This window comes from Kitasatospora sp. NBC_00374 (assembly GCF_041434935.1).
Classification (GTDB): domain Bacteria; phylum Actinomycetota; class Actinomycetes; order Streptomycetales; family Streptomycetaceae; genus Kitasatospora.
Genome location: NZ_CP107965.1, coordinates 31,217 through 44,066 on the forward strand (window position 1 = coordinate 31,217; position 12,850 = coordinate 44,066).

A 12,850-nucleotide genomic window follows, 5' to 3' on the forward strand; every position below is an offset into this window, starting at 1 on the left:
TCATCGGTGGGTGGCGGGCAGGGGCCGGTAGACGCCCCCGCGCAGGAAGGCGCGCAGTTCGCGCGGGTCGCTGATGGCGAGCACTTGGCAGAAGTCCTGCTGCAGGCGATCGCTGTCGTGGCCGGCGTCGAGCAGTAGGGGCAGGATCCCGCGGTGCACGTGGGCCTCGCCGATCTGGGCGCGGACCTTGGGCCGGACCAGGATGTCGTCGGGGAGGCCGCCGTCGGCGAGCGCGGTCATGATCTCGTGTTTGGCGACGGGGTCGGGCAGCTCCAGCAGTGCTTGGAATGCCCAGGCGTAGGGCTGGACGACGCGCAGGCCGTGGGCGTTGAAGACGCCGACCTCGCGGTCGCCGGCCTGGATGCCGCGGGTGAGGCTGGTCCGCAGGCGGCTCGGGCCGACGGCGGGAAGCGGGTAGTAGGTGGTGCCCGCGTAGTGCAGGGGGCTGTAGTCACCCAGGACCTCGTTCATCAGGTCGCCGGTGAGAACGAGCGGCGCGGGGCCGCGGACCGTCTGGTGCTCGGCAGCGATGGCGGCGGCGAGCAGGGTGTTGACGACGGCGGCGTGGACGTTGAAGTCCCGCCAGTCCTGTCCGTGGAGGAGCGCGGGTTGCAGGGCCGCGAGGATCGCCTCGGTGTCGGCGGGGACCAGGCGGTGGTCGAGTCCCAGGTGCTGAGCGACGTGCTGGGCGGCGGCCGCGTCCTGGCTGAGGCCGGCGCCGTCACTGGTGTACGTGTAGGTGTAGGCGGTGGCGCGGGGGAAGCAGCGCTTGGCGTGCAGGGCGATGAGGGCGCTGTCGGCTCCCCCGGACAGGCAGATCGCCACCGGGGCGCCCGTGTGGTCGGCGGCGAGGCGCTCCATCCCCCGGCGCAGGGTGGCGTCGATCTCCGCGAGGATTTCCCGCTGCGGTCGCCCGGTCCCCCCGCTGGTGGCGGGCAGTATGTAGTAGTGGTGAGTGCTCGCGGTACGCCGCCTGGGGTCGACGGTGACCACGGCGCCGGCCGGGACCGCGTGGATGTCGCGGAAGGCGATGCCGGTGCGGATCAGGTCGCGCAGGTAGTTGGCTGCGACGACGCCGCGCACCGGGTGGTGGGCGACGAACAGTTTGTTCAGGCCGAGCCGGTCGCGGGCCAGGACGACCCGGTCGCCTTCGCGGTACGCGGTGGCGAACCGGCCGGCGAGCAGCGCGGCAGTGTCGGCCGTGATCTCACTCGTCGCGGCCTGCTCGCCGCTGGCGGGCGCCCAGGGCAGGTTGGCGATCGTGAGGTGGCTCTCAAGCACCGGCGGCCGCCTTCCCGATGGTGTCCAGCGCTCGGGTCAGGTCGGCGCGCGGGACGTTGAGAGCCAGCCGGAAGAACCCCGGCTCATGGAAGACAGTGGAGGGCATGGTGAGGATCCCTTGGGTGGCCAGGGTGGTGACGAAGGAGAGGTCGTCGGTGCCGGTGGGGCAGCGGGCGTAGAGGAACCGGGTGGCGCCAGCGTCCGGGATGTCGAGTCCGTGTGCGCGCAGTGCGGTGCGGGCGTGGTGCTGCAGGTCGGCGAGTTCGGTGTTGTCGACGGGGGCGTCGGCCAGGTCGGCGGCGAGGTGCTGCATGATCGACGTCGGGGTGCAGTGCCCGCTGAGCCTCATCCCCTGCTCCAGACGCCGGGGCGCCAGGGCTGCGGGGGTGAACCGCGGGGATACCGCGAGGTAGCCGGTGCGCTGACCCTGCATCTGCCAGGCCTTGCCGAAGGAGTACACGGTCAGCGTCTGGTCGTAGTGGCGCGCAGGCCATGGGCAGGGCGAGGGGGACCAGAGGTGGTCGCGGTGGGCTTCGTCGGCGATCAGGATCGGCGGCCGCTCCAGTCGATGGCGCCGGGCGAGGCGGTGCAGGGTAGCTCCCAGCGCGGTGAGTTCGGCTGGGGTGTGCACGACGCCGGTGGGGCTGGCGGGCTGGCTGATGACCAGGGCGCGGGTCTTCGGTGTCCAGGCCCGCTCGATCGCGTCCAGGTCGAGGTGCTTGTCGGCGCCGGCGGGGACCAGGTCGCAGCCCAGCTGCAGCTGGGCGAGGTAAAGCGGGTAGTCCATCCAACAGGGGGTGATCAGCATGATCCGGTCGGGCGGGGTAAACAGGGTCTGGAAGGCGACGTTCAGCGCCGCGGCCGCGCCGGGGGTCATGACGATGTCGCTCCAGCGGTAGGGCAGCTGGTGGCGGCGGGTGAGGGCGGCGGCGAGCCGCCGGCGGACCGGGGTGAAGCCGCCGAAGGGGCTGTAGCGCAGGTCGTCGGGGCCGGATCGGGCCGCGAGGGCGGCCAGGGCCGCGTACGGACGCGGGTCGCTGAGGAAGCGCGGGTTGGGGAAGGACAGGTCGATGGCGCGGGAGCCGAAGCGGCGCAGCGTGGCGGCGTGCAGGCGGGTGTAGTCCTCCAGCGGCGCGAGCAGGTGCTGGATCTGCGGGGGCCAGGTCATCGGGGTGCCTGGGCGAGTGGGGCGGGGGCGAGCAGCGGGCGGATCGCCTCGCGGTCGACTTTGCCGTTGGGGGTGCTGGGCAGCTGCTCCAGGACGGTGATGTGGTGGGGGCGCATGTGCGCGGGCAGTTCGCGCTGGCAGTACGCGTCGAAGGCGGCCGTGGAGTAGTCGGGGCCGGGCTGGACGGCTGCCAGGATCTCGGGGTCGTCCTGGCCCGGGCGGTCGGCGGTGAGCACCACGGCGGCGGTGACCAGAGGGCCGGCGGTGAGTTCCCGCTCGATCTCCAGGCAGGTCACCCGGTGGCCGCGCGATTTGAACAGGTCGTCGCGTCGGCCCAGGTAGTACAGGTCGCCGTCGTGGTCCGCGTAACCGAAGTCGCCGGTGTGGACGACGCTCTCCGCCCGGCCGCCGAGGCCAGCCTGGTGGGGGCGGAAGACCTGGGCGGTGGCTTCGGGGTCGCGCCAGTAGCCCAGGGCGACGGTGGGCCCGCGGTGGATGAACTGTCCCACGGTGCCGGGCGGGCACGGTGTGCCCTGCTCGTCCAGCACCAGCAGTTCGCTGTTGGGGATCGCGCGGCCGATCGAGTCGGGTTTGGTGTCCAGCAGCGTGGGCGGCAGGTAGGTGGAGCGGAACGCTTCGGTGAGGCCGTACATCGCGAACATCTCGACGTCGGGGTGCGCGGCGTGCACCGCCCGTACGGCGGCGCCGGGCAGTGCTCCGCCGGAGTTGGTCAGGTACCGCAGGTGCGGGTAGTGGCCGTGCAGGAAGGGCGAGGCTGGGCTGGTGAGGGCGTGCCACAGGGTGGGGACGCCGGCCAGGCCCGTGATGTCGGCGGCGGTCAAGGTGCGGCAGATGTGGGCCGGTAGGGCCGAGCGCTGGACGACGACCGTGCCCGCGGCGGCGAAGGTGGCCAGCACCTGGTTGAGGCCGTAGTCGAAGGACCACGGCAGCAACGCGAGGGTCCGGTCGGCGGCGGTCAGGTGCAGGTAGTCGGCGACTATGAGCGCGCCGGCCACCAGGTTGTCGTGGCTGAGCATCACGCCCTTGGCGCTGCCGGTGGAGCCGGAGGTGTAGGAGAGCGCGGCCAGGTCGCGGCCGATGATGCGCCGGGTCGCGGTCAGCGGCGGCCCGTCCACGCTGTCGGCGTCGACGGTGCGCGCGGGGTCCAGGGCGCACTCGCGTAGCAGCGGGCGGGTGCGTGCGTTGGTGACGGTCAGCGCGGGCTCGCAGTGCTGGAGGATGTGGGCGACCTGCCTCGGGCGCAGCTGGTCGTGGATCAGGACCGGCACCAGGGCGGCCAGGTGGGCGCCGAACCAGAGCGCGAGGGTCTGGGCGCTGCGCGGCAGCAGCATCGCGATCCGCTCGCCGGGCTGGGCCCGGCCGGTCAGGAAGCCGGCGCAGCGTTGTGCCTGGTCGGCGAGCTGGCGGTAGGTGAGGGTGGTGGCGCCGTCCTGGACGGCCACGTTGTCGGGGTGGCGGTGGGCGGGCTGTTCGAGGAGGTCGGACACGGTGTAGAGCACGGCTGGGCCTCTCGGTCGTGGTTACCGCAGGAGGACGTCGCTGGTGGTCGCGGTCTCGTGGAGTGGCAGGCGGGGCCAGCGCTCGGTGAGAGCGTCGGGGACGCCGTGGTCGGCCAGCAGGGTGGGGTTGAGGTGGTAGAAGTTGCGGAACGTCGTGGCGGTGGCGCCGTGGCGTGCTGCGGCGAGTTCGGCAAGGGGCCGGGAGCTGGTCTCCCACTGCACGAGCGCGGCGTCGGTCTTTCGGGCGTGGGCCAGGACGGCGATCAGCAGCTTCGGGTGCTGGCCGGGGTCGCGGGTGTGGAAGTCGGCGACGGCGATGATGTCGCCGGCGCGCAGCAACACGGCCAGGGCGAGCGGCGTGCCGTGCCGCTGGAGGAGCAGATAGGTAGCGCGGGCCAGCGGGTAGGAGGTGTGGCGCCACTGCTGGTAGGTGCCGGTGCGCTGCAGGGTGAAGCCGGCCGCGCGGGTGCTGGCCTCGCACAGGGCCGCAGCGCTCTCGGGGAAGTCGCTGCTCTCGGTGACCTCGCAGGTCGGCGGCGGGGGTTGGGCGGGCACGGGCAGGGTGAGCCGGTGGACGAGGGCCTGCTGCCAGCCCCGGAAGGCGGCGTGGACGTCCGGGTTGGGGTCGTAGACGCCGACGACCGGCTCGCTGGCGGTCATGCGGTGCAGCAGGTGCGCGGCGGCGGTGGGGTGGGCGGTGGGCAGTTTGCGCCAGCTCGACAGGTACACCCCGGGCACGGCGTGGCCCTCGATGGTGAACGTGGCGTGGAAGTTGTAGGCGGTGGCCTCCAGGCGGCGGTCGGTGTCCTGGACGGCGTAGTAGTCGGGGCGCCGGCCTTTGCTCGGGTTGTCGGTGAACTGGTAGCGGTAGAAGTCGGGGTCGCTGGCGTAGTCCTTGCCCTGGCGCATGACCTGCTCCAGCAGGCAGGAGCGGTGGGCGTCGCTGTCGGCGACCACGGTGACCGGGCGCCGGCGCGGCGCGGCGGGGACCTGCCAGATCGCCGCGTCCCCGGCGGTGTGGATCGCGTGGTCCAGCTGCTCGGTGAACCCCTGTTCGGTGGTGTCGGCGTGCAGACGGGTCAGCTGCAGCAGCTGGTGCCGGTAGGGGCGGCGCAGCACCGTGCCGGCCCGGCCGACCCACAGGATTCCCTCGTAGCCCAGGGCGATCAGCGGATCGAGGCAGTCCAGGGCGAGGTCGGGGATGAACTGGCCGAAGGGCATGGTGAAGTAGCGGGCGGGGCGTCCCAGGGCGCGGGCGAGGTGGGCGTGGGAGTCGTGGATCTCCCGGCGCACGGCCTCGGGCGTCATCGCGGCCAGGTTGTCGTGGCCGCGGGTGTGGTTGGCGATGGTCACCAGCGGGTCCTGGGCCAGGGCGCGGATCTGCTCCCAGCTCAGGTAGCCGCGCTGCTGGAAGTAGGGGCGGGCGCGGTCCTCGACGGTGGTGAACAGCGGGTCGATGAGCGTGTCGCGAACGAACGCGGGGTCGAGGTCGGCGCGCTTGGTGAGGTGGTAGAACGACGGCGGGTTGTGGCCGGCGGCCAGGTGCGGCAGGTGCCGGCGGATGTGCGCCTGCACCTGTGGCTCGGGGGCGTACTTCTCGATCGCGTAGACCTTGTCCCGGGTGCCCCAGCCGTGTTCGGCCAGTTGCCCGCACACGGAGACGGTCACTGGCAGGGCGCGTTCGCGCATCAGGTCGATGCCGCGCTGCGCGGAGGTGGGCACGTCGTCGAAGCAGACGAGGAAGTTGAGGTCCTGCAGCTCTCGGGCGCGGATCTGGTCCGGGGAGACGATGGCTCCGCGCCGGGCCATCTGGTCCAGGTGTCGGGCGAACACGTCGTCGGGGATGGTGTGCAGGCGGTGGAACGGGTTCGCCGCATCGACGGTGCCGAGGCGGTGGTAGTTGACGGAGACCACGATGGGCTGAGCGGGCATGGGCGCTCCCAGGCGGGGCCGGATCTCGTGAGGGCCGGGGCGCGCGGGAGCGGGGCCGCTCCCGCGCGCCGGCCGGTGTGCTGCTGTGCTTCGGTGTCAGCCGGCCGCGGGGGCCTGGCGGAATCCGGTGTTGCTGGCGATGACCTGGCCGAGGAGCGCGGGGTCGTAGCCGGCCTGCCGGGAGGCGGACACGATCGCCCGGATGTCCTTGGGCAGGCACTTGCCGGCGAAGCCGCGGGCGCGGGCGAAGACCGCGGTGTGCGACGGTTCGACCCGCGGGTCGAGCAGCCAGCCCTCGCGTACGGCGTGGAAGTCGGCGCCCAGGGCCTGGCAGATCTCCCAGAACTCGTTGACGAACGTTACTTTCGTCGCGAAGAAGGCGTTCTCCATGTACTTGACGATCTCGGCCTCCAGCGCGGTGCACTGGAAGTAGACCTTGACCGGGCCCAGGACCGGCAGCAGGGCGTCGATGAACCAGCTGCGGGTCTCGGGCCGGCCGCCCAGGATCAGGAACGGCATCGCGGCGGCGTCCGCGCACACCGGGTTGTAGTAGGTGCTCTCGCCCACGTACTCGGGGCTGAAGCAGATCTCCTTGCCGGTCAGCTCGATCAGCCGGTCGGTGGTGCCCGGCGCCACGGTCGACTTGATCAGGACGCGGTCCACCGGCAGGCGCTTGACGGCCTCCTCGACGTTGGTGACGTCGCACTCACCGCCCGGGCCGGACGGGGTGTTGACGCACACGATCGCGTAGTCGCAGGCGGCGAGGTCGTCGTGGGGGTACGTGCTGTCGTGGGCCGGGTCGAAGGTGACGAGGTCGCCGTGGCCGCGCAGCAGCTCGGCCATGGTGTTCCCGACGTGGCCCATCCCGATGATGCCGATCTTCACGCTGTCACTCCTTCGGTCGCCGTGCTGCTGGTGAACGCCTCCAGGCGGCACGCCACCGCGCGCGCGGTGAGCTCCTCGGCCCGGGGGCAGTGGGTGGTGTACTGCGCGAGGAACGGTGCCCGGTAGGCGGGGCCGTACCGGTAGCGGCGGCTGTCGACCTCCGTGCCGTCGCCGCCCACCGCATCGGCCAGGGCCCGGGCGTCGGCGGGCGAGGGGCAGAGCACCACGAGCCCGTAGCGGCCGTGTTCGGCCACGCCGGGTGCCTGATCGGCCTCGGCCCATTCGGCACCGCGGTCGGCGAGCACGGCCAGCGCCGTGTCCCGCAGGGCCTGCAGCCGGGTGCGGACCGCGTCCGCGTCGGCGACCTGGGACAGGCACCAGGCAGCACCCAGGGCGTTGATCTTGAAGTTGAGGCCGAACCGTCCGGCGAACGGGCCGGCCGGGTCCAGGCGGTGGCCCGTGATGGCGGCGCTCTGCCCGAAGTTCCGCAGGGTGAGGATCTCCTGCGCGATGCGGGCGTCGCGGGTCAGGCAGGCGCCTCCCTCGCCGGCCTTCAGGGGCTTGCGCCCGTGCAGGCTCAGGCAGACCACGTCGGCCAGCTCGAACAGGTCCTCACGCAGCCGCAGGAACGGGGCCTGTGCGGCATCGACCACCACCGGCACGCCGGCGGCGCGCAGAGCGCGCAGCACCTGCGGGTCCTCGTCCCAGTAGCCCCACATCGGGACCGGCACCACGGCCTTCACCCCGGCGCGCAGGGCCGCGGCCGCCGCCTCCGCGGCGATGCCGAAGCTGGTGGGCGAGGCGCAGTCCAGGAACAGCGGGCGGGCGCCGATCGCGGTGACCGCCAGGGCCGTCATGGACGGGCCCAGCGCCGAGACGCCCACCTGGTCGCCGGGGCGCACACCGACCGCCCACAGCGCGCTGATCAGCGCGGTGGTGCCGCTGGACACGCACAGGCCGTAGTCGGCCCCGGTGAGCTGGGCCAGGCCCCGCTCCAGGTCCCGGACGACCTCCGCGTTGCCGGTGCCGCCGTCGGCCAGGGCACGCTGCAGTTCTCCCATCATGCGGTCCACTCCAGCCCCCTTGCGGCCAGCAGGGCGTCGAACGCCTCGTAGGTCGGGACCAGGTCGTCGACCGTGGCCAGGAGCGGGGCGCCATCGCCCTGGACCCGCTCCTTGAACGCGGTGAGCTCCGGGGCGTACCCGGCCCCCGCGTACCCGGCGCTGATCGGCGAGCGGCGCCACAGCACCCGCGCGCCGGGGTAGTCGCCCACGTCGTCGCGGCCGCCGCCCGGCACCAGCGCCAGCTCGGCCAGGTCCCGCAGCAGCAGCTGGTCGCCGCTGTCGGTCAGCACCTCCACCTGGTGGTGGAAGCCGGCCGCGCAGCTGCCGAACCTCGCCTCGAACCGCTGCCCGGCCCCGGTGTTGTCCCCGGCCAGCAGACACAGCCGGCCGCGCTCCACCGCAAGCATCTGCCCCGAGATCGCCGTCGCGCCGGGGCGCAGCAGCGCGGCGAGGTCGATCGCGTGCACGCCCTGCGCGTGGAACAGCGACGCCTCAAGGGTCAGGTCGGCGCTGAAGGAGACGACGGGCTTGCGGGCGACGTGGACCACCCGCACGTAGCTGGCCTGCCCGTAGCAGCCGCTCTCCAGGGCTCCCAGCAGTGCGAGCACACCGTCGGCCCACCGGAAGTTCATGCCGACGGCCGCGGTGACCCCGGCGTCGTGCGCCGTCTTGCTGAGCTCGCGCAGCCGCGCCAGGTCCGGCGCGGGCGGCTTCTCCACGAACGTGTGCAGGCGCTGCTCCAGCGCCCAGCGGGCGTGTGCTCCCTGGACGTCGACCGGCAGGGCGATGATCGCCGCCTCGAACGCGCCGGTGTCCAGGTCCTCCACCGAGGCGAAGGCGTCGGGCACCGACCACTGCCGGGCGAGCCGGGCGGCCCGGTCGAGGTCGCTGTCGACCAGGGCGGTGACCTCGATCCCTGCGGCCAGCGCCGCGGGCAGAAGCGTCTGCCCGCCCTGATTTCCGCAACCCACGAGTAATGTGCGCATGCCACTCCATCCCGAGAATCTTCGGTGAATGTCTGCGATTCGCCATGCACACCGGAAATGGGCAGCAAAGGGCCCCGGGGAATTTCCCTACGAATTTTCCGGTGCTGAAAGAATGTGCGGTGCTGTGCTTCCGGTCAGCGCTCGGCGTCGGGGAAGAACGCCAGCTGCTGCGCCCAGGGGCTCGCGTGGGCGGGGTCCGGGCGGCGGATGCCGAGCGGGTTGCCGGGCCTGTAGCGGCGGCGCTTGGTCCACCAGGAGCCCACGGCGTCGGCCTGCTCGCGGTAGGACGCCACGTCGTAGGCGATACCGAGGCGGGCGATCTCCGAGTTGAGGATCACCGCGAAGCCCTCGATGGCCACCAGCTCGGCGTACTGCAGCGGCTGGACGCTGCGGTAGCCGTCGATCAGGTCCATGGCCCGGCTCTGCAGGAACTTGACCGGTTCCCCGCCCTGGACCTTGAAGAATCCCGTCGCGATGAGTTTCGCCAGGTCGAATGCCCGCGGGGCGTGCATCAGCTTGTCGAAGTCAATGAATCCGAATCCGCCGTCGGCGGACACCACATTGTCCCCGTGCATGTCGCCGTGGATCGGCTGGACCGGTAGCCGGGCTCCCTGCTCGGCGAACTGCGGCAGGACACGGTCGCGCCACAGGTGCCGGGCCACGAACCAGGCCGGCAGCTGCGCCACGTCGTCGGCGGCCGGCACCGGGCTCGGTTCGAACGACAGCCCGCGGTCGGTGAAGTCCTGGCCGCCGCAGGCCAGCTGCTCGTGGAGGCGGGCGATGGCCTGCCCCAGTCCGAACGGGTCGCTCCAGCTGGCGGCGCCCTTCCCGATCCAGGTGCACACGTGCACGGTCCAGGTCCGCCCGCCCGTCTCCAGGGTGGCAACGGCGAGAGTCTGGGGGCACACGACGCCCTCCACGCGGTTCACCAGGGAGCCGATCCGGTCGATCAGCGCGGCCGGCTTGGGGGTCAGTCGCACGGCGACCTCGGGAAGGTGCGGGAGGTCACACCGCCCGCGCCACACGGTGGCCTGCGTTCCGCCCGTCACCGGGCTGAACACGTAGTGGTCACCGGACCACGACGTGTCCCGCACGGCGGACAGGGCTTCGCGCAGCAGCTGGTCACCGTCGCCGAGGACCGACACCCGCACCTACCTCCTACCGTGGCGTTTTAGCCGGGGCCCGCTGGTTGCGGCCCAGGTGACTGAGCAGTGCCGGCCAGAACGCGAGCCCTTCCAAGGGCCACGACGCCAGCACTCCCCGCACCCGACGGCTCAGGGGCACCCCGCGAAGACTCGCCGCGGTGGACACCAGGGCCGGCGTCACGGGGTAGCTCACCAATGCTGCCACGACCGCAAGATCGTGTGCAGCCGCTTCACCCCGCCGCGCCCTTCGAGCCACAGCCGCCCCGGACGCCGCGAGCGCCACTGTGCTCAAACCCCAGCCCACGGGTATGGCCAGGTGCTGGGCCCGCAGGAACCGCACTTCCAGCGGGCTCAGACGCAGCACGCCCTGCTCGCGGCACCACCGTGCGGTCGCGTCGAAGTTCAGCAGACCCCGCAGCCACGCCGTCTGCTGGGTGAGCAGGTCCCGGGCCCGGCGCGGCACCTCGGCCACGTCCCGGCTGGCCAGCAGCCCGATCGGCTCGCCGGCCAGCCGCGCGATCCAGCCCAGCAGCAGCCCGTCGGCGTATGCGAAGTCGGGGAAGAGGCCGATGTGGTCCAGGAAGTCCAGGCGGGCGAACTCCCCGTGCCCGAACGTCGAGTACGGCGCCGTCCTGGACCACACCGTTCCCCCGGGCCGGCCGCGGCGGTTGCGGGCCACGTAGTGGCTCCAGGTCCACCAGGTCTGCAGCACCGCGTTGCCCACCGCCACCGATCCCGCCCGGCCGCGCTCGGGGACCACGTAGTCGACCAGCTGCTGGAACAGGCGGGTCGTCCCGTCGTCGGCCACCCGTTCGTCGAGCTCCGCGAACGTCTCGTGCTGCGGGCGCGAGTCCGCGTTGTAGACCCCGATCCACAGCCGCGAGGAGTTTTCCACCTCCGGCAGGAACCGGGCCCGGGCATGCTCGACCGCGAGGTTCAGCTGCGAGGCCCGGAACCGGGTCACTTCCTGGCAGTGCAGCAGCGCGATCCGCTCCGGATCCGCCCCCAGACGCTCCAGCTCCCGCTCGCAGACCTCGTGCGTCGATCGGCCGCCCTGGCGCGGTTCCTCCTTCACGGTGGTGACCAGCAGGACCTGGTCGCACAGCTTCTGCTCGGCGACCGAGACCCAGAACGCGACCGTCTCGGCGGCCAGCTCCTCCTCGACGTACAGGGGCACGACGCACACCACCCGGTGCTCCCGCACGCCCGGCGCGCGGCCGGCCGCCAGCGCGTCGAGCGTGCGCTGCGCGCCGGTCCTACTGAGGCGCACCTGGCGCCACTCCCAGGCCCGTCGCAGGGACAGAGCCAGCGCGAACGCGCCGACCGCCGCCCGCGAGGCACCCGAGGAGCGCGTACGCGTATCCGAATCCATGAACGACCTCCTGGCAGAGCAGGACCGCCACCACCCGGGTGGGTGGTGCGATGACGCGTCGCCGCCGGTGGACGGCGTTGTTCCAGACGATGTTCGACACGACGGCCCGCGCGACGGCCGACGGGCGGTCCTGCGGGTAGCCGCGGTGCGCCCACAGCAGCGCCCGGGCCTTGCCGCTGCGCCAGCAGCGCAGCATGTAGGCGCGGAAGGCGCTGGGGTGGTCGTGGTGGATGGCCATGCCGGGGCTCAGCACCGCGTGCTGCTGCAGCCGCATCCGGCGGCCGAGCTCGACGTCGCTGTAGGCGGGCAGGAGGGCGTCGAAGCCGCCGGCCCGGGTGATCGCCTCGCGCCGGTAGGCGCTGTTGCCGCCGTTGACGTACGGGGCGCCCATGACGTCGGCGCCCGCAGCCGCTGTGACGTACCAGCTGCCGAACGTCTCGTAGTAGTAGACGGCGTCGCGCAGCTGGGCGTACAGGTTGACGCTGTCGGTGCCGATCACCGGACCGCCGAAGGCGCTCTTCGCCGGGTGGGCCCGGCTCAGGCGCCGCAGCTCGGCGAGCCAGGTGCCGGCCGGCACGCAGTCGTCGTCGAGGAAGGCCAGCAGCTGCCCGCGGCTCTCCCCGATGCCGGTGTTGCGGGCGCGGGCGATGCCCACCTGCTCGGGCAGGACGACGGTCCTCAGATCCGGGTCGCCGTCCTCCACCCACCCGTAGGGCTCGCAGCCATCGAAGACGAGCACGATCTCGTAGGCGAGTGCCGCTGCGGCGCACTGCTCGCGCACCGCCCGCACCAGCTGTCGGCAGCCCTGCGCGCGCTCGCGGGTGGTCACGACGACGCTCAGTTCCACGGCGCCCTCGCCCTCGCCGGTCACGGGAGCAGCCCCAGGTCCGTCAGCTCCTCCTGCAGGCCCTGCGCGGTCACGAATACGTGGCCGCGCAGCCCGAGGTCCTGGCCGGCCGCCACCCAGGAGGCGGTGTCGTCCACGTACAGCCCCCGGCGCAGGTCGAAGGCGCCGTGCGCGGCGGCGTGCCGATAGCTGGCCGGATCCGGCTTGGCGGCCCTGATGTCGGCGGAGCAGAACACCGCGTCCGCCAGGCCGTCCAGGCCGTGGTGAGCAAGGTCGGCCCACAGGCGGCGCGTCGCGTTCGACAGGAGCACCACCCGCACGTTGTTGTTCTTGAGCGCCTTGAGGAGCTCGACGACCTCGTGGTTGGCTTCGCCGTGGTAGTCGAGCCATTCCGTGACCGCGGCCTCGCCCAGGGCCCGGGCTATCGCCTGCCGCCAGGACTCGTAGTCGATCCCGCCGGCCATGGCGAGCCTGGCCGGCGGCGATTTCAGCGCAGTCGGCAGCAGCGAGCCCGCCGACAGGCCGTGGCGGGACTCGATCCGCGCCGCCACGGCGGGATCGAAACGGATGATGACGTCTCCGACATCACAGAGCACGGTGTCCACATCTGATCTGGGGTTGCCCGACACTCCGGTGATCACCTCCTCGGC

Annotated in this window: 11 protein-coding genes; all 11 read right to left on the reverse strand. The window is 72.5% G+C overall.

What is annotated here, in order from left to right:
• Entirely contained in the window at positions 1 to 1,281 is a 1,281-nt protein-coding gene (locus OG871_RS39575) for an asparagine synthase-related protein (RefSeq protein ID WP_331727170.1), read from the reverse strand.
• The gene (locus tag OG871_RS39580; RefSeq protein ID WP_331727171.1) at positions 1,274 to 2,449 is read right to left on the reverse strand and encodes an aminotransferase class I/II-fold pyridoxal phosphate-dependent enzyme; all 1,176 of its coding nucleotides are present in this window, start codon (positions 2,447 to 2,449) and stop codon (positions 1,274 to 1,276) included. Before OG871_RS39580 ends, OG871_RS39575 begins: the two co-directional genes overlap by 8 nt.
• On the reverse strand, positions 2,446 to 3,969 hold the full coding sequence (locus OG871_RS39585; RefSeq protein WP_331727172.1) for an AMP-binding protein: 1,524 nt from the start codon (positions 3,967 to 3,969) through the stop codon (positions 2,446 to 2,448). Before OG871_RS39585 ends, OG871_RS39580 begins: the two co-directional genes overlap by 4 nt.
• A 21-nt stretch (positions 3,970 to 3,990) precedes the next feature.
• Positions 3,991 to 5,901 (reverse strand): polysaccharide deacetylase family protein, encoded by a 1,911-nt coding sequence (locus OG871_RS39590; RefSeq protein WP_331727173.1) that lies wholly within the window; start codon positions 5,899 to 5,901, stop codon positions 3,991 to 3,993.
• A 96-nt stretch (positions 5,902 to 5,997) separates the two neighbouring features.
• A complete protein-coding gene (locus OG871_RS39595; RefSeq protein ID WP_331727174.1) occupies positions 5,998 to 6,786 on the reverse strand; it encodes a hypothetical protein in 789 nt (262 codons plus the stop codon).
• Entirely contained in the window at positions 6,783 to 7,850 is a 1,068-nt protein-coding gene (locus tag OG871_RS39600; RefSeq protein WP_331727175.1) for an aminotransferase class I/II-fold pyridoxal phosphate-dependent enzyme, read from the reverse strand. The genes OG871_RS39595 and OG871_RS39600 overlap by 4 nt, the downstream gene beginning before the upstream one ends.
• Positions 7,847 to 8,836, reverse strand: coding sequence for a Gfo/Idh/MocA family oxidoreductase (locus tag OG871_RS39605; protein WP_331727176.1), 990 nt, complete (start codon positions 8,834 to 8,836; stop codon positions 7,847 to 7,849). Before OG871_RS39605 ends, OG871_RS39600 begins: the two co-directional genes overlap by 4 nt.
• A gap of 134 nt (positions 8,837 to 8,970) precedes the next feature.
• Positions 8,971 to 9,987: a phosphotransferase gene (locus tag OG871_RS39610; protein WP_331727177.1), complete on the reverse strand. Its 1,017-nt coding sequence runs from the start codon at positions 9,985 to 9,987 to the stop codon at positions 8,971 to 8,973.
• A 7-nt stretch (positions 9,988 to 9,994) separates the two neighbouring features.
• Complete coding sequence (locus OG871_RS39615; RefSeq protein ID WP_331727178.1) at positions 9,995 to 11,353, reverse strand: hypothetical protein; 1,359 nt, start codon at positions 11,351 to 11,353, stop codon at positions 9,995 to 9,997.
• Positions 11,238 to 12,224, reverse strand: coding sequence for a glycosyltransferase family 2 protein (locus OG871_RS39620; RefSeq protein WP_331727179.1), 987 nt, complete (start codon positions 12,222 to 12,224; stop codon positions 11,238 to 11,240). Before OG871_RS39620 ends, OG871_RS39615 begins: the two co-directional genes overlap by 116 nt.
• On the reverse strand, positions 12,221 to 12,841 hold the full coding sequence (locus tag OG871_RS39625; protein WP_371503541.1) for an HAD family hydrolase: 621 nt from the start codon (positions 12,839 to 12,841) through the stop codon (positions 12,221 to 12,223). The genes OG871_RS39620 and OG871_RS39625 overlap by 4 nt, the downstream gene beginning before the upstream one ends.
• Positions 12,842 to 12,850: the final 9 nt, after the last annotated feature.